Genomic DNA, 24,961 nt, shown 5'->3' on the forward strand with positions numbered 1-24,961 from the left:
CCGAGCGAGGAGTCCATGCGTACACCCCGGAGGACCCCCGCGGCCGGCGCCGACACGCCGCCGCCCCCGCCCGCGCGCGGTCGCCGCGCGCACGCCGGACCACCCGCCGACGAAGGCCCCGAGACACCCCCGGGCACCGCGCCGGACGCAGTACCCCCGCGCGCGGAGCGCTGGCACATCCGCCCCCGCACCGTGCGCGCCAAGATCGTCTGCCTGCTGATGGTGCCCGTCGTCTCCCTCCTGGCCCTGTGGGCCTACGCCACCGTGACCACCGCCCAGGACGTCTCCCGGCTCCGGCAGGTCCAGCGCGTGGACGCCGCGGTCCGCGCCCCGGTCTCCGCGGCGGTCGCCGCCCTCCAGGCCGAACGCGCGGCCGCGGTACGCCACGCCACCGACCCGTCCGCCGTACGCGCGGACGAACTGGCCGAACTCGCCCGGCGCACCGACCGGGCCGTCGCGAAACTGCGGCTCGGCAAGGACAACACCGTCGCCGACAGCGAGGAACTGCCCGCCGGAGTCGCCCGCCGGCTGGAGGAGTTCGTCACCGGTGCCGAGCAACTACGGCCGCTGCGGACCGAGATACGGGACCGGCGCGCGGACTGGGCCGAGACGTACAGCCGTTACACCCGGACCATCTCGGCGGCCTTCGGCGCCGGCGGCGCCCTCACCGGCATCCAGGACGCCGACCTCGGCTCCGACGCGCGCGTGCTGCTGGAATTCGCCCGCGCGGGAGAGGCACTGGCCCGGGAGGACGCCGTGCTGGCGAGCGCCCGCCTGGACGGCGCCCTGGACGGGGAGCGGCTCCGGATCTTCACCGGCGCCGTCGAACTGCGCCGCACCCTCACCGAGTCGGCCGTCGCGGACCTGCGCGGCACCGAACGCTCCGCCTGGGACGCCCTCTCCGACAGCAGCGCCTACGCCGGCCTGGGCGACGCCGAGGACAGGATCCTCGCCCGCGGGCCGGGCGCGAAGGCCGTCGAGGCGGCACCCGAGCACGCCTGGAACACGGCGCACACGCGCGTGCAGCACGGCATGCGCACCATCGAGGGCGACGCGGCACGCGGCGTCGCGGAGCGGGCCGACCCGTTCACCCGGGGGCTGCTCACCCCGGCCGGCGCCGCCGTCCTGCTCGGCCTCGCCGCCGTCGCCGCCTCGCTCGTCATCTCCGTACGCATCGGACGCGGGCTCGTGGTGGAGCTGGTGAGCCTGCGCAACAGCGCCCTGGAGATCGCCCGGCGCAAACTCCCCGAGGCCATGCGGAAACTGCGCGCGGGCGAGGAGATCGACGTCCGCGCCGAGGCCCCGCCCGGGCCGCCCGCCGAGGACGAGACCGCGCAGGTCGCCGAGGCCCTCGGCACGGTGCACCGCGCCGCGCTGCGGGCCGCCGTGGAACGCGCCGAGCTGGCCAGCGGCATCTCCGGTGTCTTCGTGAACCTCGCCCGCCGCAGCCAGATCCTCGTCCACCGGCAGCTGAGCCTCCTCGACAGCATGGAACGCCGCTCCGACGATCCCGACGAACTGAGCGACCTGTTCCGCCTCGACCACCTCACCACCCGTATGCGCCGCCACGCGGAGAGCCTGATCATCCTCTCCGGAGCGGCCCCCGGCCGGGCCTGGCGCATGCCCGTCTCCCTGACGAACGTGGTCCGCGCGGCCGTCTCCGAAGTCGAGGACTACGCGCGCGTGGAGGTACGGCAACTCCCCGAGGCAGCCGTCATCGGTACGGCCGTCGCCGACCTCACCCACCTCCTGGCCGAGATCATCGAGAACGCCGCCCAGTTCTCGCCGCCCCACACGCGCGTGCGGATCACCGGCGAACCCGTGGGCAACGGCTACGCCGTCGAGGTCGAGGACCGCGGCCTCGGCATGGGCCAGGAGACCCTCACCGAGGCCAACCGCCGCATCGCGCAGTCCGAGGCGCTCGACCTGTTCGACAGCGACCGGCTCGGCCTGTTCGTGGTCAGCAGGCTCGCCGCCCGACACGACGTCAAGGTCCACCTGCGGACCTCCCCGTACGGCGGAACCACGGCGGTCGTCCTGCTGCCCACCGCCCTGCTGCACACCGGCGCGGCGCGGCGCTCGTCGGAGGAGGCGGCTCATGCGCGGCAGCCCGAGGAACGCGCCTACGCGCGCGTGCCCGACGACCACTCCCTCCAGGACCCCGTCACCGCACCGGTCGACCGGCGCGCCCTCGTGGCTCCCGTACCGGCCGCCGCGGAGACCACCGGCCACGCGGAGACCCCGGGCCACGCCCCACCCCCAGGAGTCGCCACCTTGCGACTGCACCGCCCCCAGGAGCAGCCCGAAGGCTCCGACGACCTCCCACGCCGCGTACGGCAGGCCAGTCTCGCTCCCCAACTGCGCGACGGACGCCCCGAGGAGCCCCCGCCCACACCGGCTTCCAGGGACGACGACCGCACCCCCGAACTCGTACGGGACCGCATGGCGGCCTACCGCGACGGCTGGGCGCGCGGCGGCGGCAGGCAACCCGGCCGCGGGACCACGCCCGGCCCCGCGGCGGGCAGCGACAGCAGCGAAGGAGACCCCGCATGATCCAGGACCCGAGCACACGGACCGCCCGGCCCTCCGGCGAACTCGACTGGCTGCTGGACGACATGGTGCTCCGCGTGAGCGAGATACGGCACGCCGTGGTGCTGTCCAACGACGGCCTCGCCGTGGGCGCCTCGAGCGACCTGCGCCGCGAGGACGCCGAGCACCTGGCCGCGGTCGCCTCGGGCTTCCACAGCCTCGCCAAGGGAGCGGGACGGCACTTCGGCGCCGGCGGCGTCCGCCAGACCATGGTGGAGATGGACGAGGGCTTCCTGTTCGTGGCCGCCGCGGGCGACGGCTCCTGCCTCGCCCTCCTCACCGCCGTGACCGCGGACATCGGACTCGTGGCGTACGAGATGGCACGCCTGGTCAAGCGCGTCGGCGAGCACCTCGGCACGGCGCCCCGCGTCGGCGCGCGGCCCCCCGCCGCCGGATGAGCCGGGAGGGCGGTCCGCGCAGATGACCGAGGACTTGACGGGCACCCCGCGCGAGCAGGGCAGCCAGTGGTACGACCACGAGGCCGGCCCCCTCGTGCGCCCCTACGCCATGACGGGCGGGCGCACCCAACCCGGCCCCACGGGCGTGCGGTTCGACCTCATCGCCCTGGTCACGCTGGACCCGGGCGCGCCCGGCGCGGACGAGGCCCTGCTCGGCCCGGAACACCGGACCCTGATCGGCCTGTGCCGCACGGAGACCCAGTCGGTCGCCGAACTCGCCGCCGGGGCGGACCTGCCCGTGGGCGTGGTCAGGGTCCTCCTCGGCGACCTCCTGGAACTCGGCTGCGTCACCGTCAGCCGCCCCGTACCGCCCGCGCAGCTGCCCGACGAACGCATCCTGCGCGAGGTGATCGAGGGACTGAGAGCGCTGTAGATGAACGCACACCCCACCCGTACGCATGCACACCCAGCCCCTACGCACGCCACCCGTTGCCGGCCCTCCCGAGAGAAGTGATCAATGGTCTCCGAGCACTCCGACGCCGCGGACGGCGAGACCGCCGCGCTGGCGCTGAAGATTCTGGTCGCCGGTGGATTCGGCGTGGGCAAGACCACCCTGGTGGGAGCCGTCAGCGAGATCCGGCCGCTGCGCACCGAGGAACTGCTCAGCGAGGCGGGCCAGTCGGTGGACGACACGGAAGGGGTGGACCACAAGACCACCACGACCGTCGCCATGGACTTCGGGCGCATCACCATCCGGTCCGGCCTCTCTCTGTACCTGTTCGGCACACCGGGGCAGGACCGGTTCTGGTTCCTCTGGGACGAGTTGTCGCAGGGAGCGCTCGGTGCGGTGGTCCTCGCCGACACCCGCCGGCTCGAGGACTGCTTCCCGGCGGTCGACTACTTCGAGCACCGGCGCATCCCGTTCGTGGTCGCCGTCAACTGCTTCGCGGGCGCCCGGCGGCACGGCGCCCCCGACGTCTCGCGCGCCCTCGACCTCGACCAGGGCACCCCCGTGGTGCTGTGCGACGCCCGGGACCGCGACTCGGGGAAAGAGGTCCTGATCCGGCTCGTCGAGTACGCCGGGCGCATGCACACCGCCCGGCTCCTCGACTCGGTCGGCTGACCGGGGCGCCGACGTCCGCTCCCGCGGCGGCCGGCTGCCCGCCGCGGGCCCGCGTGGTCAGTCCGCCACGTCCCGCTCCGCCAGCACCCGGTCGATGCTGACGCGGACGAGGAGTTCACCCGGGACGCCGTTGCGGGCCCCGAACTCCTCGGCGCGGTCCTCGCCCATGTACCGGGCGCCGATGCGGGTGGCCCACCGCCGTATCTCGTCCAGGTCCTCCGAGACGCGGGCGCGACCCCGCAGCACCACGAACGAGTACGGCGGCCGGTCGTCGTCCACGCACAGCGCGACCCGGCCGTCCCGGGCGATATTGCGCCCCTTCACGCTGTCCTTGCCGGTGTTGAACACCAACTCGTCCCCGTCCAGGACGAACCAGACCGGGGTCACGTGCGGGCTCCCGTCGGCCCGTACGGTGGAGAGCTTTCCGGTGCGGGTGCCGTACGAAACGAACTCCCGCCATTGCGCGTCGGTCATCTTCTCTGCCATGGCTCCCATCCTCCTTGCCCCGACAGCGGTCGTGGGGAAGGCTGGCGTGGAGATCCTCCGGCCAGGAGGAGAATCGCACGGGGAGAAAACGGGGAGATCGGGACATGGCGCACAACCAGGGGCTCGACTGGCTGCTGGACGACCTGACCGAGCGAGTCCACGAGGTGCGGCACGCGCTGGTGCTGTCCAACGACGGCCTGGTGACGGGCGCGAGCACGGGACTGCGCCGCGAGGACGCGGAGCACCTCGCGGCCGTGTCGTCCGGGTTGCACAGCTTGGCCAAGGGTTCGGGACGGCACTTCGGGGCGGGCAGCGTACGCCAGACGATGATCGAGTTCGACGACGCGGTGCTCTTCGTCACCGCGGCGGGCACGGGCAGTTGCCTGTGCGTCCTCAGCGGCGCCGAGGCCGACATCGGGCAGATCGCCTACGAGATGACGCTGCTGGTCAACCGGGTCGGCGAGCATCTCGACGTGGATGCGCGCCAGCCCGAGCGGAAACCCATCACAGACGTCTGACCTGCGCATTCGTCATCCCCCGCGGAGTTATCCACAGGCTCGCCACGCGATCCGCCGAAGCGGCTACGGTTTTTTCACGGCGACCGCACACGGCGCGAGCCGCTGACTCCACGGGGGAGACCGACCATGTCAGGCACCAGCACCCAATCCGACCGGCTTTCCTGGGCCCCGAGCCGGGCCGCCCGCGAACTCGGCCTCAAGCGAGGCGAGTTCGACCTGGCGGTGAACCTCGGGCTCATCCGGACCGTTCCCGACGAAGGCGGCGGAGGGAGGCGCGTCACACGCGCCGAGATCGAGCGGTTGCGCGCCGTGGACGCCTTCCCGGACGACCTGCGCCGACGCGTCGCGACGGTCGGCACCACCGAGGGCGCCGCGCTCATGGACGTGGCGCCCAGCAGGTTCACGAGCCTCGCCCGCCACGGCCTGCTGATTCCCGTCCGCTTCTACCTCAACCGATACCGGACCGTCGTCTGGCTGTACCTGGCCGAGGAACTGGAGCAGTTCGCGGCCGAGAAGAGCAACGCCCCGCTGCTGACCGGCGCCCGCACACCCCCGGAGATCCGGGAGGGGCAGAAGGCCGGGCTGGACCGACGGCCCCGCAACTGGCGGGGACGCCACGTCGGATTCCTGACGCGGCAGGCGGGCGACGACCCCTGGGCACGGGCCGCGGCCGTCGCCTGCTTCCTCGACCCCGCCGACGTGGCGGACGTCGTCGGGGACCCCTACGAGCGCGCCCACCTGGACCGCTGCCGCCCCCGGCTCCCGGCACACGGCGCACCGGGTTCACCCGCCGCCGACCTGGCCGAGACGCTCATGACGGCGAGCGAGCCGGACGAAGCGGCCTGGTTCCGTGCGGACCTCGCCCACACGATGGAGACGGCGCGCAGGCAGCGACCGGCACCACGCCCGACCCCGCAGCAGGCCCCGGCCCCGACACCACCATCGGCTCCGGAGCCCCTGGCCGCACGCCTGGCTCCACCGGGGGACCGGCCCGCACCCCTGGACCACGCTCCCGCCCACGGCCTGCTGGCCTGGCTGCGCCGCAGAAGCCGGCGTCCTGTGGGCTGAACCCACCCGCCCCGCCATCTGCGCGGGCTGAACCCGCCCGGCCGCCACCTGTGGGCTGAACGCGGCCGCCCCACAGCCTGCGACCGCCCGCGCCCGTGGCTCCGCCTACTTCCCCGCGGACGCGGTACACGGTCACGTGAACCCAGGCGGGACGCCCGCGTCCGACACAAGAGGAGACCCATTCCGGAGGCGATCATGTTCGGTGAGACAAAGGCGTACAGCGGCTTCTCCGTGGACGACATCGACGCGGCCAGGAGCTTCTACGGCGACACGCTGGGGCTGCGGGTGTCCGAGGACAACGGCATGCTGTTCCTGCACATAGCCGGTGACCGGGACATCCTGGTCTACCCCAAGCCGGACCACGCCCCGGCGACGTACACCGTCCTGAACTTCCCCGTCGACGACATCGAGGCCGCGGTCGACGAGCTGGGCAGGAGAGGGGTGCGGTTCGAGCGGTACGACCAGTTCGAGGTGGACGAGAAGGGCATCTTCCGCGGCGGCGGCCCGCTGATCGCGTGGTTCACCGACCCGGCCGGGAACGTGCTCTCCGTCCTCCAGGAGCCCTGACGCGCCGGCCATGCCCGAGCTGCCCGATGTCGAGGGGTTCCGCCAGGTGCTCGAGTCCTGCGCGAAGGGCCGGGTCATCCGGGGCGTGGACGTACGGGACGCGGGTGTCCTGCACGGCGTCGACGCCCGGCACCTGCGGGACGCGCTGGAGGGGCGGCGGTTCGGCACGCCGGAGCGGCACGGCAAGTGGCTGCTCGCCCGCACCGGCGGCCCCACCCTCGTGCTGCACTTCGGCATGACGGGCCGGCTGGTCTGCGGCCGTGCCGACGATCCCGTCGAGGCGCATGACCGGGTCCTGTTCACCCTGGGCGGCGGGCGTCAGCTGCGCTTCCGTGACCAGCGCAAACTCCAGGGGCTGTGGCTGGCCCACGACGAGGCCGACGTCGACCGGCTGCTGGGGCGGCAGGGGCCGGACGCGCTGGCGGTGGACCGAGGGGAGTTCGAGTCCGTGCTCGCGTCGCGGCGCGGGGCGCTCAAGACGGCACTCACCGACCAGTCCGTCCTCGCCGGGCTCGGCAACCTGCTCGCCGACGAGATCCTGTGGCGGGCCCGGCTGCGCCCCGACCGTCCGGCGCGTGATCTCGCTCAGACCGACCGCCGTCGCCTGTACAGCGAGATGCGCCGCACCCTGCGCTCCTCCGTCTCCGCGGGCTGCGTCCCGCCGCGTGACTCCTGGCTCACCGGCCATCGCGACGACCGCGACCCGCAGTGTCCGCGCTGCGGCACCGGACTGCGCCGGTCCCGGATGGCCGGCCGCGGCACGGTGTGGTGCCCGAGGTGCCAGCCGGACGGCTGATCCCGCCGCGGCGGGTCGTCGACCGCGGCGGGTCGTCGGCCGCCGGTCGTCGCCCGTCGGGGCGTCGTCAGTCGTCGGGGTCCAGGACGACCGGCGGTCCGGCGAGGATGCCGCCGTCCAGGACGAACTCGCAGCCCGTCGAGTAGGTGGCGTCGGTGACGATGAAGAGCACCATGCGGGCGACCTCGTCGGGCTCGCCGAAGCGGGGGATCGGCTGCCCGGCGGTGTACGCGTCGTCGAAGCCGGCCGTCATGGGGGTGCGGATGGCTCCGGGGTGCACGGAGCAGACCCGGATCCGGTCGGGCGCCAGTTCCAGCGCGGCGCTCTTGGTCAGTCCGCGCAGCCCCCACTTGCTGGCCGCGTACGCCCCGATACCGGCGTAGGCCATCAGCCCGGACAGGGAGGACATGTTCACGATGACGCCGCCGCCGGCCCGCCGCAGTGACGGCGCCGTCGCGCGCATGCCCAGCCAGGCGCCCGTGAGGTTGACGTCGACGACCCGGCGGAAGGACTCGGGGCTCTGTTCCTCCATCGGGCCCCAGTCGATGATCCCCGCGATGTTCGCGAGGACCGAGACCGGCCCCAGGTCGCGCTCCGTCTCCGCCAGGGCCCGCTGCCAGTCGTCCTCGCTGGTGACGTCCAGGTGTGTGAAGCGGGCCCGGCCGCCGAGCCGCGCCGCCAGGTCCGCGCCCTCGGCGTCCCGGATGTCGGCGACCACGACGGCGGCACCCTCGGCCGCGAGGGCGCGGGCCACGGCCGTTCCGATGCCCCCGGCCCCACCGGTGACGATCGCCACCTGCTCGTCGAGACGTCCCATCGTGACCTCCTTGGCTCAGGGCGCTTCGGCCGGCCGGCGCTCCTCGTCCGGCGCCACCAGCGACTGGGTGAGGGGGATCCGCGCCAGCGCGAGGACGCCCGCGGCGATCAGCGCCGCACCGAACAGCTGGGGCAGCAGCCACCAGCCGGAGCGGACCGTCTCCTCGTACAGGAGGATGCCGAGGGCGAGACTCACCAGCGCGTCGCCGAGGGTGAGCGCGGGCTGCGAGGCGACCAGCGGACCGGCCTGCATCGCGTTCTCCAGCAGGAACAGCGCGCACACGCCGGTCGTGGCGAACGCGTACGTCTGCCAGGCGGTGAGGAAACCGACGATCCCCTGGTCGTCGAGGATGTGGGTGGCGGCCTTCATCAGCGCCGCCGTCACCGCGTAGCTGATCGCCGTGGCGGCACCCAGGCACGCTGCCCGGGCGCGGCCCTCCGGGCGGCGGACGGCGGTCAGGGCGAGGCCCACCACCGCCCCCGCGCACACGGCGAGCGCGGGGATCCAGCGGTCCAGCTCGACATGGGTGCGGTTGCCGGTGGGCGACGCGGCGGCGAGCGCGATCGCCAGCCCCGCCACCACCACCGTCACGGCCAGCCAGCCCGTGCCCGGCAGCCGCCGGTGCATCAGCAGCGAGGCGACGACGAGGGTCAGCGGCAGCTCCAGCACGAACAGCGGCTGCACGATCGTCAGCGGCCCGGTCGCCAGCGCCAGCGCCTGGCAGACGGCCGCGCCGATCACCGCGAGGATCCCGGCCAGCCAGACGGGCCGGTGCAGCAGATCGAGCATCAGCCCGGCCCGGAACCCCGCCGAGCGTGGCACGGTGAGCGCCGCCTTGCGTTGCAGCACCGTCGCGACGGCGTTGCTGAAGGCCGCGCAGACCGCGAACACGACGGGGAGCACGGTGTGCAGCGTGGTCACCTCCCGGATCGGCGGGCGTGTGACCCGGCTGGGCCTCCTCATGCCATGGTCGCCGGACCCGGGCGCCGACGCGATCGGAGCAGCCCGGGCGGTTTCCGCCCGGCCCGGCACCCCCGGCTCCACACCCGGCCCGGCGCCCCCCGGCTCCACGCCCGGCCGAGGAGATCACCGACCCCCTGCGGTCTACCCGATCCGGAGCACCGCGTACGTCTCGCCGTCCCGCGGCGGACGCGTCCAGGAGCGGGTGGTGAACGTGTGCAGCCGTCCGTTGACGATGGCGTGACGCGGCAGCGAAACACCGAACTCCCCGCCCACCGCTTCCAGCAGCGACCGTTCCACCTCGGCGCTGTCCTCCGGGGCACCGCCGAAGAACCGGCTCGGGTCCAGCGCCCGCGGTATCTCCCCGCTCCGGCGGGTCTCTCCGTCCGCGTGCGTGAACGCGTACTGCTCGACACCGTCCAGCGCCAGCGAAAGGTGGAAGAACGGCTCCCCGTGCCATGACCTCAGGCCGCTCCACACCACCACCGCGCGGGTGCCCGCGCCGGCGGCCGCGGCCGGGGAGACGAACCGCCGCTGGTCGAACGGGGCGGGATCACCGTCGAAGGCGAAGCTCCAGCCGGCGCCGGCCCGGCCCACCGCCATGAGCGCCCTGTCGTCGAAGGACGAGAACTCCTGCCGGCTGCCCAGCGACCCGCGGCGCGCCTCCCAGAGGGTCATGGGTTCGTTCAGCACGGCGCCGTCCCCGTCCGCGAGGCGTCCGGGCAGCTCCTCCGGCCCCACCCCCTCCACGAGGACGAACCGGTAAGAGGTGCGGTTGTTGCCCGGGTCCGGCTCCGCGAGCCACGCCAGCCCGCCCGGGTCGAGCCCAGCCCCCGGGGGCGGTGCCTCGCCCTCCTGCCCGCCCCTCGGCGTGGACAGCAGCTCCCGGCCCCGCTCCGGAGTCAGCAGCGGTCCCAGCAGGGGATCGGCCACCCAGGCCAGCGGCGCCAGGTGGTCCGGCCCGAGCGGCTCCCACAGGGGCAGGGCGTCGGTCAGGGTCCGCCACGCCCCGTCGGAGTCCCCCCACCGGGCCAGCTCCCGCGCCCGTTCGACCGCTTCCCCGAACGGTCCGGCCGGCGTGTACCGGTACGTGCCGTTCCGCACCTGGTCCAGCGTCGCGTGGGCGAGAGACACCAAGTCCTCGTCGGCGCCCCGCAGATGGAAGAGCAGCGTGGAGTCGTCACGGTACGAGTGCGCCGCGTGCTCGGCGACCAGCGGCGGTAGCAGCTCGGGGGCGTACCGCGGGTCCGTCACCAGCCCGTCGAAGTACACCATGGAGGTCTCGCCGAGCAGACGGCGTATCTGGTCGCCCAGCCCCGCGGCCCGCGGTCTGCCGTACTCCTTGGCCTCGTCCAGCGCCCTCCCGGCCTGTTCCCAGTCGCCGCGCAGTGCCCGCAGCCGGGCCTCCTCCATCCGGGCGTCCAGCTCGCGCGTCGTGTCGTTGGCGAACTCCGGCTCCTCGTCGTCCCGGTGCGCGCGCAGGCTGTGGAACTCCCGGTGCATGTCCTGCATGAAGGCGAGGAAGTTCGCGTGCCGCTCGGGTGGCGCGGCCCGCCAGCTGGCCCATGTGTACACGGCCCATTCGCCGTCCTCGGCCACGTCCTCGGGGTCCAGGAGGACGTAGGTGGCGTCGGCCTCGACGTCGAGCTGCAGCCCGCGCCGCCAGAGGTCCGCCTCCTGCCGCTCCTCGGGCCCGGCGTCCTCGTCCAGGTACTCCTCCATCAGGTCGGCGAGGCCCGACTCGTTGTCGTGCCAGCGGGCGTCCTTGGTGCCCGCCAGGAGCCACACGAAGCCGCCCGCGTGCCGCCACCCGTCGCTGACCTTGAGGAACTCCCGGTACGACGGGGGCATCCGGCGGCCGAGGCGCTCCTCCATGGCGGCGATCCGCTCCTCGGACGCGGGTGGGAATCCCAGCCACCGCGCCTGCCACGCGGCCTCGTCGTCCGCACTCCGCGTGTCGTCGTCCGGCAGGGAATCCGCCCACTCCCCGCTCCACTTGAGCAGGAAGGAACGCCAGTCGAATGCCGTGGTGTCCGTCATACGACCGATGCTGCCACCCGCCACTGACAGTGCCCCCTGCGATCCGCGGCCCTCCGCGCATGCGTACGGGTCAGTGGAGGGTGGGCCGGTAGACGAGTTCCTGGATGTGACCGTCGAGCGTCCGGTGCTCGACCAGCTCGAGGTCGAAGTCGGCCGCGCCCTGGAAGACCGGGTTCAGCCCGGTCCGGCCGGTGATGACGGGGAAGAGCGTCACCTGCAGGCGGTCGACCAGGCCGGCCGCCATCAGCGCCCGGTTCATCGCCAGGCTGCCGTGCGAGCGCAACGGCACGTCGGACTCCTTCTTGAGCCGGGCGACGACGTCGACGGCGTCACCGCTCACGACGGTCGCGTCGGGCCAGTCGAGGGGGCCTTCCAGCGTCGTCGACACCACCGTTGCCGGCAGGTTCCTCATCCGGGTGACCCATGGGTCACGTACGTCGGACTCCTCGGTGCTCGACGCCAGCATCCGCGCGAACGCCCGGTAGGTGTTGGCCCCGAAGACCATCCGCTGTTCCGTGCCGTACAGGTCAAGGCGGTGGTCGAGCAACTCGGGGCCCTGCTTGCCCCAGTAGCCGGTCCAGTCGGCGCGGGCGGTGCCGTAGCCGTCGAGGCTGGAGAAGACGTCGAAGGTGTAGGTGGCGGTCATGGGGTTCTCCTCGCGCGGGGGCGATCGGTGCGGGTACGGACCGGCGATCTTCCCGGGTGGAACATCGCCGGCCGTCACACCGATAGACCCCGCACGCCCCAGGAACTCATCGCCGCGCCCACCGAGGAGAACGCGGCCAGCCCGGGCCCCGTCCGATCACCTCACCGCATCAGCCCCGCCACGCTCCACGGCGCCCATGAAGTCCAGCATCAGGCGGTTGCTCCGCTCGGCATGGTCGATCTGGGGTCCGTGGCCGGTGTCGGAGAGGATCTCGGCCCGGGCGCCCGGGATGAGTCGCGGGACGCGCTCCAGCTGCCGCTGGGGGTGGACCAGCAGGCTGCGCTTGCCCATGAGCAGGTACAGCGGCGTGGTGATGCCCGCCAGTTCGGCCTCGGACAAGGGCAGGGGCGCAGGGCGGCGTATGCGGTAGGCGCGCACTCCGCTCCTGACCATGGCGCGCAGTTCCGGCACCACGAGCACGGGCTGCTCCAGCCAGGCGGCGAGGCGGGGCCGCAGCGTCTTGGGGGCGAAGGTGGCGAACAGGCTCGCGAAGATCCACACGAAGAAGCGCAGCCCCACCTTCTCCAGGCCGCCCGGATCGAGCAGCGTGACCGAGGCGAGGCGCTCGGGCCTGCGGTGGGCCTGGTTCAGGGCGAGCCAGCCGCCGTACGAGCTGCCGACGAGGTGGACCCGGTCGAGTCCGAGGGCGGCGAGGGCCTCGTCGAGCCACTGGGCGGCCCGCTCGGGCTGGTGGATGGGCGCGCGCTGGACGCTGCGGCCGGGATCGCCCGGGGTGTCGAGGGCGTAGACGGGCCGCTCGGCGCTCAGGTCGGCGGTGTTCGGGTACCACATGGCGGAGCAGCTGCCCGCGCCGTGCACGAGGACGACCGGGGTGCGGTCGCGGGCGGCGGGGTCGGCCGGGTCGTAACGGTAGACGTGGGTGGTCGCGAAGGACGTCTCCACGTCCTGCTCCCAGGAGGCCGGTGCGCCCAGCGCGTAGACGGCGTCGCAGGCGGCGAAGTACCGCTCGCGCCAGGCGTCGCTGACGAAGCGGCCGACATCGGCCTGGCGGGGGGCTGTTGCGGACGGGGACACGGCTACCTCCCGGGGCGGCATCTTTGTGATACGACCGTACCACGATGATGGTACGGCTGTATCATCAAAGGGGCCGGAGGGCCCCTGCACTGCCGACCGGAGCGGAGAGCCGAACGATGCCCAGACGCGTGGACCATACGGAGCGGCGGACCGAGATCGCGGAGGCACTCGTCCGGGCCGCCGGGCGGCTGGGCCTGCACGCGGTGGGGATGCGCGACGTGGCGGCGGAGGCGGGTGTGTCGCTCCGGCTGGTGCAGTACTACTTCGAGTCCAAGGAGAAGCTGCTGCTCTTCGGGCTCCGCCATCTCACCGAGCGGTTCGCGCGACGGGTGGCCGCCCGGGTGGCGGCCGCGGGCTCCGACCCGGGGCCGCGCGCGGTGATCGAGGCGCTCCTGGCGGCGGCCCTGCCGGTCGATGCCGAGAGCCGCACTTTTCACCACCTGTACACCTCGTACGCGGTCCTGGCCGTGACGGACGAGGCGCTCGCCGCCCAGCCGTTCATCAAGGACCCGGACAGCGCCGAGGACACCGTGGCCGGGCTGCTCCGGCAAGCGGCGGAGCAGGGGCGGTTGCGGCCCGGCGTGGACCCCCGGGCGGCGGCGGCCGGTCTGCTGTCCCTGTCCGCCGGGCTCGGCACCAGCGTCCTGGTCGGCCAGCGCAGCGCCGAGTCGGCCACCGGCGTGCTCGCCCACCAGCTGGACCTGATCTTCCTGCCCGGGCCCGCCGACGCCGTCTGAGCCCCGGGCGCCTGACGAGGAGAGGGCCAGGTCAGCCCAGCTTCCGGAAGAGGCCCTCCTGCACGACCGACACGACCAGCCGGCCGTCACGGTCGTAGATCCGGCCCCGGGCCAGACCACGGCCGCCGACCGCGATGGGGGACTCCTGGTCGTACAACAGCCAGTCGTCCGCGCGGAACGGGCGGTGGAACCACATCGCGTGGTCCAGGGACGCCATGTCGAAGCCGCGCGGGCCCCACAGCGGCTCGACCGGGATGCGGACGGCGTCCAGGAGGGTCATGTCGCTGGCGTAGGTGAGGGCGCAGGTGTGGACGAGCGGGTCGTCGCCGAGCGGCCCGACCGCGCGCATCCACACGGCGCTGCGCGGCTCGGCGTCCGCGACCTCCTCGGTGGTCCAGCGCAGCCGGTCCACGTAGCGGATGTCGAAGGGCTGGCGGCGGGCCATCCGCTCCAACTGCTCGGGCAGCGCGCCCAGATGTTCCCGGATCTCGTCCGTGACCGTGGGCAGGGACTCCGGGTCCGGGACCTCGCGGGCCGGCGGCAGCTGGTGCTCGAAGCTGCCCTCCTCCGGCTTGTGGAAGGACGCGGTGAGGTTGAAGATCGTGCGGCCCTGCTGCACGGCGGTGACCCGGCGGGTCGTGAACGACCGGCCGTCGCGCACCCGCTCGACCTGGTAGACGATCGGCACGCCCGGGATGCCCGGGCGCAGGAAGTACGCGTGCAGCGAGTGCACGGGACGGTCACCGTCCGTGGTGCGGCCGACGGCGACCAGGGCCTGGCCCGCCACCTGGCCCCCGAACACCCGCTGCAGGGACTCCTGCGGGCTGCGGCCACGGAAGATGTTGACCTCGATCTGCTCCAGATCGAGCAGGTCGACCAGTCTCTCGGCCGGGTTCGTCGTCATCGGTGGGATCCTCCTGTGCTCGCTGCGGCCCGGCCCGTCACAGCTGGCCCACGTCGGTGACCCGGACCACCGCGCGGCCCTCCGCGTCCGAGGCGGTGAGGTCCACCTCCGCGCTGATGCCCCAGTCGTGGTCGCCGTTCGGGTCGTGGAAGATCTGCCGGACCCGCCACAGGGCGTTCTCCGGCTCCTCCTCGATGAGCAGCAGCTTGGGGCCGCGGGCGTTGGGGCCGGTGCCGAGGTCGTCGTACTCGTCCCAGTACTTGTCCATCGCCTCGCCCCACGTCTCGGCGTCCCAGCCGGACTCCGCGTCCATCTCGCCCAGCTCCTCGACCTGGTCCAGGGCGGCCAGTTCGACGCGGCGGAACATGGCGTTGCGGACCAGGACGCGGAAGGCACGCGCGTTGGCGGTGACCGGCTTGACCTCGTCGGCCTTCTCCTGGGCCTCCTCGGCGGTCATCTCCTCCGGGTTGGCGAGCTGCTCCCACTCGTCCAGCAGGCTGGAGTCGACCTGGCGCACCATCTCGCCCAGCCACTCGATCAGGTCCTGCAGGTCCTCGGACTTGAGGTCGTCCGGGACGGTGTGGTCGAGGGCCTTGTAGGCGCTGGCCAGATAGCGCAGCACGATGCCCTCGGTGCGGGCCAGCTCGTAGTGGGACACCAACTCCGTGAAGGACAGCGCCCGTTCGTACATGTCCCGGATGACCGACTTCGGCGACAGCGGATGGTCGCCGACCCAGGGGTGGCTCTTGCGGTACGTGTTGTACGCGTGGAAGAGCAGCTCCTCCAGCGGCTTCGGGTACGTGATGTCCTGGAGGCGCTCCATGCGCTCCTCGTACTCGACCCCGTCGGCCTTCATCTGGGCCACGGCCTCGCCGCGCGCCTTGTTCTGCTGGGCGGCGAGGATCTGCCGCGGGTCGTCCAGGGTCGACTCCACGACGGACACCATGTCCAGCGCGTACGACGGCGACTCGGGGTCGAGCAGCTCGAACGCGGCCAGCGCGAACGTGGACAGCGGCTGGTTGAGCGCGAAGTCCTGCTGGAGGTCGACGGTGAGCCGGACGATCCGGCCGGTCGCGTCCGGCTCGTCGAGCTTCTCGACGATGCCGCCGTCGAGCAGCGAACGGTAGATCGCGATGGCCCGGCGGATGTGCCGCAACTGCTGCTTGCGCGGCTCGTGGTTGTCCTCCAGCAGCCGGCGCATCGCCTCGAAGGCGTTGCCGGGGCGGGCGATCACCGACAGCAGCATCGTGTGCGTCACCCGGAACCGGGAGGTCAGCGGCTCCGGTTCGGAGCCGATGAGCTTCTCGAAGGTCTGCTCCGACCAGGCGACGAACCCCTCCGGGGCCTTCTTGCGGACGACCTTGCGGCGCTTCTTCGGATCGTCGCCCGCCTTGGCGAGGGCCTTCTCGTTCTCGACGACGTGCTCGGGGGCCTGCGCGACGACGAAGCCCTCCGTGTCGTAACCGGCCCGGCCGGCACGCCCCGCGATCTGGTGGAACTCCCGGGCCCGCAGGGTGCGCACGCGGGTGCCGTCGTACTTGGTGAGGGCCGTGAACAGCACCGTGCGGATGGGCACGTTGACGCCGACGCCGAGCGTGTCCGTGCCGCAGATGACCTTCAGCAGACCGGCCTGCGCGAGCTTCTCCACCAGGCGGCGGTACTTGGGCAGCATGCCCGCGTGGTGGACGCCGATGCCCTGCCGGACGTAACGGGAGAGGTTGCGGCCGAACTTGGTGGTGAAGCGGAAGTTGCCGATCAGGTCGGCGATCTGCTCCTTCTCCTCCTTCGAGCACATGTTGATGCTCATCAGCGCCTGCGCCCGCTCCACCGCCTGCGCCTGCGTGAAGTGGACGATGTAGACGGGTGCCTGCCGGGCCTGGAGCAGGTCGGTCAGCGTCTCCGTGAGCGGTGTGTAGCGGTACTCGTAGGACAGCGGGACCGGGCGGGTCGCCGAGCGGACCACCGCCGTGGGGCGGCCGGTGCGGCGGGTGAGGTCCTTCTCGAAGAAGGAGACGTCGCCGAGCGTCGCCGACATCAGCACGAACTGCGCCTGCGGCAGCTCCAGGATCGGGATCTGCCAGGCCCAGCCGCGGTCGCTCTCGGCGTAGAAGTGGAACTCGTCCATCACGACCTGGCCGACGTCCGCGTCCTTGCCGTCGCGCAGCGCGATCGACGCGAGGACCTCGGCGGTGCAGCAGATGACCGGGGCGTCGGAGTTGACCGACGCGTCGCCGGTGAGCATGCCGACGTTCTCCGTGCCGAAGATCTTGCACAGCTCGAAGAACTTCTCCGACACCAGCGCCTTGATCGGAGCCGTGTAGAAGGTGACCTCGTCCCGGGCCAGGGCCGCGAAGTGCGCGCCCGCCGCGATCATGCTCTTGCCGGACCCGGTGGGCGTCGACACGATCACGTTCGCGCCGGAGACCACCTCGATCAGCGCCTCCTCCTGGTGGGGGTAGAGCGTGAGCCCCCGCTCGCCGGCCCACGACTCGAAGGCTTCGTACAGGGCGTCGGGGTCGGCGGTCGGCGGCAGCTGATCGATGAGGGTCACGCCCCCCATCTTGCCTGGCCCGGTGCCCGATGCGGGAATCGGCTGCGGCCCGGAAGATCACGAACGCTACGCTGGGGCGCCGACGACGCGTCAGCGCACCCGGTCAACTGGACAGCGGCACACGAGGAATGGGGCGGGCAACGGCCATGATGGGACCAGCACACTCACTGTCGGGCGCCGCCGCCTGGCTCGGCGTCGGTGCGGCCGCGGCCGCCGCCGGGCAGCCGATGCCCTGGCCGGTCCTCCTCGTCGGTGCCCTGATCTGCGCCGGAGCCGCCCTCGCCCCGGACCTGGACCACAAGGCGGCCACCATCTCCCGGTCCTTCGGGCCGCTGTCGCGCTGGCTGTGCGAGATCGTCGACAAGCTGTCGTACGCCGTCTACAAGGCCACGAAGAAGCAGGGCGACCCGCGCCGCTCCGGCGGGCACCGCACCCTCACGCACACCTGGCTGTGGGCGGTGCTGATCGGCGCCGGCACCTCGGTCGTGGCGATCAGCAGTGACCGCTGGGGCGTCCTCGCGATCCTCTTCGTGCACCTGGTCCTGGCCATCGAGGGCCTGCTGTGGCGGGCGACCCGTGGCTCCAGCGCCGACGTCCTGGTCTGGCTGCTGGCCGCGACCACGGCGTGGATCCTCGCGGGCATCCTGGACAAGCCGGGCAACGGCGCGGACTGGCTGTTCACCGCGCCGGGCCAGGAGTACCTGTGGCTGGGTCTGCCGGTGGTGCTGGGCGCGATCGTGCACGACATCGGGGACGCGCTGACCGTCTCCGGCTGCCCGATCCTGTGGCCCATCCCGGTCGGGCGCAAGCGCTGGTACCCGGTCGGGCCGCCGAAGGCCATGCGGTTCCGGGCGGGCAGCTGGGTCGAGCTCAGGGTGCTGATGCCGGCGTTCATGCTGCTCGGCGGGGTGGGCTGCGCGGCGGCGCTCAACGTCATCTGAGCCCGCCCCAATACGGGCCTCAGCATTGAGCGCGCCCCCCCCCACCACGGGCCTCAGCCGCTGCCGTACCGCCGCTCGAACGCCGCGACCCGGCCCTCCGAGTCCACCGTGCGGGCCTTGCCCGTGTAGAAGGGGTGGCTCTCCGAGGAGATCTCCACGTCCACGACCGGGTAGGTCTCGCCGTCGTCCCACTCGATGGTCTGGTCGCTGCTCGCGGTGGACCTGGTGAGGAACGCGTACCCGGCGGCGCGGTCGCGGAAGACGACGGGGTGGTAGTCGGGGTGCTTGTCCTGCTGCATGGATGCTCCTCGGACGGCTCGGGTCGGCTCGGGTCGGCTCGGGTCGGTGCTGTGATCAGCCGGGCAGGGTGTCCTCGTCGACGATGTGCACGGCGGCCTCCTCGGCCGACGCGGCCGCGCCGTCGATGCCCACGTCCATGGCGACCAGCGCGGCCTCCTCGTCCTCGTGCGCGCCCTCGTCGGGTGCCACCAGGCGGCCGGAGCGGGCGGCGCCCACCTCGTTGTCCAGGAGTTCCCCGTCGGTGCCCTGGCAGTCCCCGAGGCCGTCCCCGTCGGGCGCGACGGGGTCCGGCAGCTCCTCGGAGAGCCGCTGGTCCAGCGTCTCGCCCCGCAGCCGCTCGGCCGCCGTCACGCCGAGGTGCTCGACGGCCCAGGGCCGCTCGGGAGGGGACCAGCCCCGGTCCAGGGGATCGTCGACGCCGTCGTACTCCAGGGTGTCCTCGGCGTCGAGCAGCCCCGTGTCCTCCCTCTGCTCGTCTTGGTCCGGCTGGTAGACGTCGTCGCCCCAGCCGTCGGAGCTGTTCACGGGTACCTCCAGGGGGTGGGGACGAGCCCGTCGCCACGGGGGCCCGCGCCGGGCCGGCCGCCGCACGGAGCACTGGCGTCGCCCGTCGCCGAACCGCGTGGTTCCCGGGCGTTCCCCGAGCCGGTGCCTGCTTCCAGCCTTCCACCGAGCCTCGCCACCGCGCAACGCCAAGGCCGGGCCACACGCCACGGCGCTGCCCGTGGCCTGCGTGCGGCCCGGCCTGCGTGCGGCCCGGTCTGCCTGCGGCCCGGTCTGCCTGCGGCGCGGCCCACCGGCGGCCCGGTCTGCCTGCGGCGCGGCCCACCGGCGGCGCGGCCCACCGGCGGCGCGGCCCACCGGCGGCCCGGTCTGCCTGCGGCCCGGTCTGCCTGCGGCCCGGCCTGTCTGCGACGCGGCCCACCTGCGGCCCGGCCTAGTGCGGCCCGCCCCAGCCGTGGCCCGCCCCTGCCTGCGGCCCGGCCTCATCACCGGCACGAGACCGGGCCCCGGCCGGGCATGTGCCCCTACCCCCGGGACCCGCTCACCCGTGCCACGACCTCCACAACGCCGCGTACGCCCCGTCCGCCGCGACCAGCTCCTGGTGGCTGCCCAGCTCGCTGATCCGTCCGTTCTCGACCACGGCGATGACGTCCGCGTCGTGCGCGGTGTGCAGCCGGTGGGCGATGGCGACGACGGTGCGGCCGTCCAGGACCCGGGCCAGGGAGCGCTCCAGGTGGCGGGCGGCGCGCGGGTCGAGCAGGGACGTCGCCTCGTCCAGGACGAGCGTGTGCGGGTCGGCCAGCACCAGGCGGGCCAGCGCGATCTGCTGGGCCTGCGCCGGGGTGAGCGCCAGCCCGCCCGAGCCGACCTCGGTGTCCAGGCCGTCGTCGAGCGCCCGGGCCCAGCCGTCCGCGTCGACCGCGCCCAGCGCCGCCCACAGCTCGGCGTCGTCGGCACCCGTCCGGGCCAGCAGGAGGTTGTCGCGCAGGGACCCCACGAAGACGTGGTGCTCCTGGTTGACCAGCGCCACGTGCTCGCGGACGCGTTCGGCGGGCATCCGGGACAGCTCGGCGCTGCCCAGGGTGATCCGGCCGTCCCGGGGCGCGTAGATCCCGGCGAGCAGCCGGCCCAGCGTGGACTTGCCCGCCCCCGAGGGGCCGACCAGCGCCAGCCGGGTGCCGGGGGCGACCTCAAGGGACACCTTGCGCAGGACGTCCACGCCCTCCAGGTAGCCGAAGTGCACCCGGTCGGCGTGCACATGGCGCCCGTCGGGGACCAGCTCGGCGTCACCGTCGTCCGGCTCGATGTCCCGGACCCCGACGAGCCGGGCCAGGGACACCTGCGCCACCTGCAGCTCGTCGTACCAGCGCAGGATCATGCCCACCGGGTCGACGAGCATCTGGGCGATCAGCGCGCCGGTCGTGAGCTGCCCGACGTCGATCCACCCGTGCAGGGCGAACACGCCGCCGATCATCAGGACCGAGGCGAGCACGGTCACGTGCGTGGTGTTGATGACCGGGAAGAGCACCGACCGCAGCCAGAGCGTGTACCGCTCCCAGGCGGTCCACTCCCGGATGCGGCGCTCCGACAGGGCGATGCGGCGGTCGGCGAGGCGGTGGGCCTCGACGGTGCGCCCGGCGTCCACCGTCTCGGCGAGCGCGGCGGCCACGGCGGCGTACCCGGCGGACTCCGAGCGGTACGCGGAGGGCGCTCGCCGGAAGTACCAGCGGCAGCCGACGATCAGCAGCGGCAGGGCGAGCAGCACGGCGAGCGCCAGCGGAGGCGCCGTGACGACCAGCCCGCCCATCAGCAGGACCACCCACACCACGCCGATGGACAGCTGCGGCACGGCCTCGCGCATCGCGTTGCCCAGCCGGTCGATGTCCGTGGTGATCCGGGACAGCAGATCGCCGGTCCCGGCCCGCTCCAGCACGCCGGGCGGCAGCCCGACCGACCGGACGAGGAAGTCCTCGCGCAGGTCGGCCAGCATCCGCTCGCCCAGCATCGCGCCGCGCAGCCGCACCTGACGGACGAACAGGGCCTGGACGGCCAGCGCGGCCAGGAACAGCCCCGCGGTGAGCTCCAGCCGCAGCTCCCGCGCCCCGTCGGACACCCGCTCCACCAGTCCGCCCAGCAGCCACGGACCGGCCATCGAGGCGACGACGGCGACCGTGTTGACGGCGACCAGCAGCAGGAACGCCCGGCGGTGCCGGCGCAGCAGTTCGGCCACGTAGGCGCGGACGGTCGCGGGGGCCCCCACCGGCAGGGTGTTCGCCGTCGTCGGGGCCGCCGGGTCGTACGCCGGTGGCGCTACGCCGATCATGCCTTCTCCTCGATCTCTTCCAGTTCCTGCAGGACGTCCGTCAGGGCGACGGAACCGCTCAGCGCGGCCTCGTCGTCCGTCTCGCGCGTGACCACCGCCCGGTAGCGGGGCTCGGAGTGCACCAGTTCCCGGTGGGTACCGACCGCGACGACCTCGCCCTCGTGCAGGAACACGACCCGGTCGGACCGGTCCAGCAGCAGCGGGGAGGAGGTGAACACCACGGTCGTGCGCCCCGCGCGCAACTCCCGTACGCCCTGGGCGATCCGGGCCTCGGTGTGCGAGTCGACGGCCGAGGTCGGCTCGTCCAGGACGAGCACCTCCGGGTCCGTGAGCAGCGACCGGGCGAGCGCGAGCCGCTGCCGCTGACCGCCGGACAGGGACCGGCCGCGTTCGGTGATCCGGGCGTCCATGGGGTCGGTCGCGTCCAGCGACCCCTGCACCAGCGCCGCCAGTACGTCCTCGCACTGCGCCGCCGCCAGCGCCGCGCGCGGCTCCACGTCACCTGACGCGGGCACGTCGAGCAGGTCGCGCAGCGTGCCCGACAGCAGGACCGGGTCCTTGTCCTGGACGAGGACGGCCGTACGGGCGCTGTCCAGCGGGAGTTCGTCGAGCGGTACTCCGCCCAGCAGCACCGAGGTGCCCTCCTGCGAGGGGTGCCCGCCCAGCCGTTCGGCCAGCCGGCCCGCCGCGTCCGGGTCGCCGCACACCACGGCGGTCAGCCGGCCGGCCGGCGCGAGCAGCCCGGATTCCGGGTCGTAGAGGTCCCCGGACGGGACGCCGGCCGCACGCGACCCTGCGGTGTCCGTGGCCCGCTCCAGCGCCAGCACACCCGCGGCCCGCGTCGCGGACGGCCGGGAGAAGGAGTACGCCATGGCGATCTCCTCGAAGTGCCGCAGCGGATAGGTGAGGACCATCACCGAGCTGTAGACGGTGACCAGTTCACCGACGGTGATCCGGCCCTGCCGCGCCAGGTGCACGCCGTACCAGACGACCGCGATGAGCAGCAGTCCCGGCAGCAGGACCTGGATCGCGGTGATCAGGGACCACATCCGGGCGCTGCGCACGGCCGCGTGCCGGACCTCCTGGGAGGCGCGCCGGTAGCGTTCGAGGAAGAGTTCCTCGCCGCCGATGCCGCGCAGCACGCGCAGCCCGGCGACGGTGTCGGAGGCGAGTTCGGTGGCGCGTCCGGCTTTCTCGCGCTGGACGTCGGCGCGCCGGGTGGCGCGGGGCAGCAGCGGCAGCACGGCGAGTGCCAGCACGGGCAGGCCCACGGCGACGACCACGCCGAGCGCCGGCTGGTAGACGAACAGGCCGGCACAGACCAGCACGACGGTGACCACGGCCGCGGTGAACCGGGACAGGGCCTCCACGAACCAGCCGATCTTTTCCACGTCACCCGTGGAAACCGCCACCACTTCACCGGCCGCGACCCGCCGGGTCAGCGCCGAGCCCAACTGGGCGGCCTTGCGGGCGAGGAGCTGCTGGACGCGGGCGGCGGCCGTGATCCAGTTGGTGACGGCGGAGCGGTGCAGGAAGGTGTCGCCGACCGCGTTGCCGGCGCAGGCCAGCGCCAGCAGCCCGCCCGCCAGGGCCAGTCGCGAGCCGGAGCGGTCGACCACGGCCTGCACGGCGACACCGACGCAGAACGGCAGCGCGGCGACGGAGGCGAAGTGCAGCAGCCCCCAGGCCAGCGACTTGAGCTGACCGCCCAGTTGGTTCCGGAAGAGCCACCACAGGAATCGGGGACCCGATCGCGTGTCCGGCACGCCCGGGTCGGGATACGGAAGGTCTTGAATCTGCATGACGTCCCAGTGGCTCGTGTCAGGGGATGGGGGTGAGGACCGAGGGCAGCAAACCGTGACAGGTTCGCGTCGCCACGTGGTCGGAGGCAACCGGTTTTCCGTCCACCGGCCGGAACCGGCCGACACGGGTGGGAACAGGGCTGCCCCGGCGGGCCGGTGCTCATTGCGCGGGCGGCGGACTCCCCGTAGAACACCGCCCATGAAGAGACGGATCGTCATGTCCATGCTTGCCGGAGCGGCCCTCCTGGCGAGCACCCTCCTCGGCACCGGTCCCGCCCGGGCGGCCGACGTCCCGGCCGAGTTCGGCACCGACTGGCACGACCCGGTCACGGCCGCCCCGCCCGTCGAGCGGCCGTCCGGAAAGTCCTGCGAAGTCACCCTCGCCCGGGCACAGTTCCGCGACTTCACCCCCTACCGCGGCACCTACACCCCGCCCGACGGCTGCGGCGACCGCTGGAGCAAGGTGGTGCTGCGGCTCGACGGCAAGGTCAAGGGCCGCCAGTACGACCGGCTCGGCTACCTCCACGTCGGCGGGGTGGAGATCTTCCGCACCTCCACGCCGCAGCCCTCGCCCGACGGCATCGAGTGGTCGGTGGAGAAGGACGTCACGCGCTACGGCGACACCTTCCAAAAGAGCCGGGACGTCGAGATGCTCATCGGGAACGTCGTCGACGACACCTACACGGGCGTCCTCGACGTCACGGTCACGCTGACGTTCTACCCGGGCCGCCCCGACGCCGCGAGCCCCGACCGGGTCCTCACCCTCGACGGCGGCACGACCCTCACCACCCCGCGCAACAGCGAACGCATCGTCGCCGAGGTGTACGCCACCGGCTCCGGCGGCGGCTGCGAGGAGTACTGGTACCTCACGGTGCCCGATCCGGCGCCGTACTCCTGCAAGGCCGGCCAGGGCCCCTACCGCGAGGTGCAGATCCGCGTGGACGGCCGACTCGCGGGCATCGCCACGCCGTTCCCGACCGTGTGGACCGGCGGCTGGTCCAACCCGTTCCTCTGGTACGTGATCCCGGGCCCCCGCGCCTTCGACATCAAGCCGATCACCTATGACCTCACTCCCTTCGCCGGCCTCCTCAACGACGGCCGCCCGCACCGCGTCGAGGTCTCGGTCGTCGGCGTGCCCGAGGGGCAGACCGGTTGGAGCGCGCCCGTGAACGTCCTGGTCTGGCAGGACGAACGACGCGCGCGGGTCACCGGCGCCCTCACCGTGCACAAGGCCGGCCACCTGGCCAACTCCTCTGTATACACTCCCGGTTCCGAACACCGGGTGGACACCGAGGGCGCGCACCGGCTGACCGTCGCCGGATACGTCGACACCTCGCACGGCCGCGTCACCACCACCGTCAGTCGCTCCCTCGCCCACACCTCCGAACACCGCTGGACCGACGGCGAGACGAGCGACGGGCTGACGGCCACCTGGACCGACGACGAGTCGGTGACCGTCGACGGCCTCAGCACCCGCACGCACCGCACCTACACGATGGACGGCACGACCACGCTCGGCGCGGGCGACCGGCTGCGCACGGTCCTGACCCTCGGTGACCGCGCCACCACCGCCGTCCTGCGCGACGGCCGGCGCACGGCGTGGTCACGCCTCGACGACACCTACACGGGCGACGCCACCTACACGGCGGGCGTCCCGCGCGACCAACGGCACGCGGTCGGCACGACCAGCGAGCGGTACCGGCTCCACGGCTCCCACGGCTGCTACGACCGCACGCTGACCACCACGCAGGGGGTGCTCACGACGGACCACAGGCGCTGCTGAGGCGACTCGTGTG

23 protein-coding genes are annotated in these 24,961 nt (G+C 73.2%); 11 read left to right on the top strand and 12 right to left on the bottom strand.

The features are described 5' to 3' along the window. The first annotated feature begins 15 nt into the window (after positions 1-15). The 4 genes from ABZ386_RS06350 (at position 16) to ABZ386_RS06365 (ending at position 4,110) form a co-directional block, all read left to right on the top strand. Entirely contained in the window at positions 16-2,553 is a 2,538-nt protein-coding gene (locus tag ABZ386_RS06350) for a nitrate- and nitrite sensing domain-containing protein (RefSeq protein ID WP_358963875.1), read from the top strand. Continuing rightward, a complete protein-coding gene (locus tag ABZ386_RS06355; RefSeq protein ID WP_114250642.1) occupies positions 2,550-2,987 on the top strand; it encodes a roadblock/LC7 domain-containing protein in 438 nt (145 codons plus the stop codon). Before ABZ386_RS06350 ends, ABZ386_RS06355 begins: the two co-directional genes overlap by 4 nt. Before the next feature lie 22 nt (positions 2,988-3,009). Continuing rightward, the gene (locus ABZ386_RS06360) at positions 3,010-3,420 is read left to right on the top strand and encodes a DUF742 domain-containing protein (RefSeq protein ID WP_351337094.1); all 411 of its coding nucleotides are present in this window, start codon (positions 3,010-3,012) and stop codon (positions 3,418-3,420) included. A gap of 84 nt (positions 3,421-3,504) precedes the next feature. Next, complete coding sequence (locus ABZ386_RS06365; RefSeq protein ID WP_114250640.1) at positions 3,505-4,110, top strand: ATP/GTP-binding protein; 606 nt, start codon at positions 3,505-3,507, stop codon at positions 4,108-4,110. Between the two features lie 57 nt (positions 4,111-4,167). Here the strand turns inward: ABZ386_RS06365 and ABZ386_RS06370 are convergent, their stop codons facing one another. After that, positions 4,168-4,596: a PPOX class F420-dependent oxidoreductase gene (locus tag ABZ386_RS06370; RefSeq protein ID WP_351337090.1), complete on the bottom strand. Its 429-nt coding sequence runs from the start codon at positions 4,594-4,596 to the stop codon at positions 4,168-4,170. 104 nt (positions 4,597-4,700) lie between these two features. On the opposite strand from ABZ386_RS06370, the gene ABZ386_RS06375 reads away from it, so the two are divergent. From ABZ386_RS06375 to ABZ386_RS06390, 4 genes are all read left to right on the top strand, one after another. Beyond that, on the top strand, positions 4,701-5,114 hold the full coding sequence (locus ABZ386_RS06375; RefSeq protein WP_114250638.1) for a roadblock/LC7 domain-containing protein: 414 nt from the start codon (positions 4,701-4,703) through the stop codon (positions 5,112-5,114). A 126-nt stretch (positions 5,115-5,240) separates the two neighbouring features. Continuing rightward, positions 5,241-6,182: a DUF6397 family protein gene (locus ABZ386_RS06380; RefSeq protein ID WP_351337087.1), complete on the top strand. Its 942-nt coding sequence runs from the start codon at positions 5,241-5,243 to the stop codon at positions 6,180-6,182. A gap of 195 nt (positions 6,183-6,377) precedes the next feature. Then, complete coding sequence (locus ABZ386_RS06385) at positions 6,378-6,749, top strand: VOC family protein (protein ID WP_351337085.1); 372 nt, start codon at positions 6,378-6,380, stop codon at positions 6,747-6,749. Positions 6,750-6,759: 10 nt separating this feature from the next. Further along, complete coding sequence (locus tag ABZ386_RS06390) at positions 6,760-7,545, top strand: DNA-formamidopyrimidine glycosylase family protein (protein WP_351337082.1); 786 nt, start codon at positions 6,760-6,762, stop codon at positions 7,543-7,545. 67 nt (positions 7,546-7,612) lie between these two features. Here ABZ386_RS06390 and ABZ386_RS06395 read toward each other — a convergent pair whose 3' ends face one another. The 5 genes from ABZ386_RS06395 to ABZ386_RS06415 form a co-directional block, all read right to left on the bottom strand. Further along, positions 7,613-8,362: an SDR family oxidoreductase gene (locus ABZ386_RS06395; protein WP_351337079.1), complete on the bottom strand. Its 750-nt coding sequence runs from the start codon at positions 8,360-8,362 to the stop codon at positions 7,613-7,615. Positions 8,363-8,377: 15 nt separating this feature from the next. Then, positions 8,378-9,274: a DMT family transporter gene (locus ABZ386_RS06400; RefSeq protein WP_356673055.1), complete on the bottom strand. Its 897-nt coding sequence runs from the start codon at positions 9,272-9,274 to the stop codon at positions 8,378-8,380. 192 nt (positions 9,275-9,466) lie between these two features. Further along, positions 9,467-11,362 carry an SMI1/KNR4 family protein gene (locus ABZ386_RS06405; protein WP_358963879.1) on the bottom strand — a complete coding sequence of 632 codons (1,896 nt, stop codon included), beginning with the start codon at positions 11,360-11,362 and terminating at the stop codon, positions 9,467-9,469. A gap of 70 nt (positions 11,363-11,432) precedes the next feature. After that, positions 11,433-12,008 carry a dihydrofolate reductase family protein gene (locus tag ABZ386_RS06410; protein WP_358963882.1) on the bottom strand — a complete coding sequence of 192 codons (576 nt, stop codon included), beginning with the start codon at positions 12,006-12,008 and terminating at the stop codon, positions 11,433-11,435. 156 nt (positions 12,009-12,164) lie between these two features. Next, positions 12,165-13,124 carry an alpha/beta fold hydrolase gene (locus tag ABZ386_RS06415; protein WP_356617905.1) on the bottom strand — a complete coding sequence of 320 codons (960 nt, stop codon included), beginning with the start codon at positions 13,122-13,124 and terminating at the stop codon, positions 12,165-12,167. Between the two features lie 95 nt (positions 13,125-13,219). Here ABZ386_RS06415 and ABZ386_RS06420 point away from each other — a divergent pair, with 95 nt between their 5' ends. Further along, positions 13,220-13,840, top strand: a complete 621-nt coding sequence (locus ABZ386_RS06420) for a TetR/AcrR family transcriptional regulator (RefSeq protein WP_358963885.1) — start codon at positions 13,220-13,222, stop codon at positions 13,838-13,840. A 31-nt stretch (positions 13,841-13,871) separates the two neighbouring features. Here the strand turns inward: ABZ386_RS06420 and ABZ386_RS06425 are convergent, their stop codons facing one another. Both ABZ386_RS06425 and ABZ386_RS06430 read right to left on the bottom strand, forming a co-directional pair. Then, a complete protein-coding gene (locus ABZ386_RS06425) occupies positions 13,872-14,744 on the bottom strand; it encodes an acyl-CoA thioesterase II (protein WP_358963888.1) in 873 nt (290 codons plus the stop codon). A gap of 37 nt (positions 14,745-14,781) precedes the next feature. Next, positions 14,782-17,295, bottom strand: coding sequence for a DUF3516 domain-containing protein (locus tag ABZ386_RS06430; RefSeq protein WP_358963890.1), 2,514 nt, complete (start codon positions 17,293-17,295; stop codon positions 14,782-14,784). 146 nt (positions 17,296-17,441) lie between these two features. Here ABZ386_RS06430 and ABZ386_RS06435 point away from each other — a divergent pair, with 146 nt between their 5' ends. Further along, a complete protein-coding gene (locus tag ABZ386_RS06435) occupies positions 17,442-18,236 on the top strand; it encodes a metal-dependent hydrolase (RefSeq protein WP_351337064.1) in 795 nt (264 codons plus the stop codon). Positions 18,237-18,289: 53 nt separating this feature from the next. Here the strand turns inward: ABZ386_RS06435 and ABZ386_RS06440 are convergent, their stop codons facing one another. From ABZ386_RS06440 to ABZ386_RS06455, 4 genes are all read right to left on the bottom strand, one after another. Further along, the gene (locus ABZ386_RS06440; RefSeq protein ID WP_356672636.1) at positions 18,290-18,535 is read right to left on the bottom strand and encodes a type B 50S ribosomal protein L31; all 246 of its coding nucleotides are present in this window, start codon (positions 18,533-18,535) and stop codon (positions 18,290-18,292) included. Positions 18,536-18,590: 55 nt separating this feature from the next. After that, on the bottom strand, positions 18,591-19,061 hold the full coding sequence (locus ABZ386_RS06445; protein ID WP_351337060.1) for a DUF5709 domain-containing protein: 471 nt from the start codon (positions 19,059-19,061) through the stop codon (positions 18,591-18,593). A 520-nt stretch (positions 19,062-19,581) separates the two neighbouring features. Then, positions 19,582-21,363: an ABC transporter ATP-binding protein gene (locus tag ABZ386_RS06450; RefSeq protein ID WP_355727602.1), complete on the bottom strand. Its 1,782-nt coding sequence runs from the start codon at positions 21,361-21,363 to the stop codon at positions 19,582-19,584. Then, positions 21,360-23,165: an ABC transporter ATP-binding protein gene (locus tag ABZ386_RS06455; RefSeq protein WP_356500707.1), complete on the bottom strand. Its 1,806-nt coding sequence runs from the start codon at positions 23,163-23,165 to the stop codon at positions 21,360-21,362. The genes ABZ386_RS06450 and ABZ386_RS06455 overlap by 4 nt, the downstream gene beginning before the upstream one ends. Before the next feature lie 199 nt (positions 23,166-23,364). Between ABZ386_RS06455 and ABZ386_RS06460 the strand changes: the two genes are divergently transcribed. Beyond that, positions 23,365-24,948: a peptide-N4-asparagine amidase gene (locus ABZ386_RS06460; RefSeq protein ID WP_358963894.1), complete on the top strand. Its 1,584-nt coding sequence runs from the start codon at positions 23,365-23,367 to the stop codon at positions 24,946-24,948. The last annotated feature ends 13 nt before the right edge of the window (positions 24,949-24,961 follow it).

Source organism: Streptomyces sp. NPDC006140, assembly GCF_040628815.1.
In the GTDB taxonomy this organism is placed as follows: Bacteria; Actinomycetota; Actinomycetes; order Streptomycetales; family Streptomycetaceae; genus Streptomyces.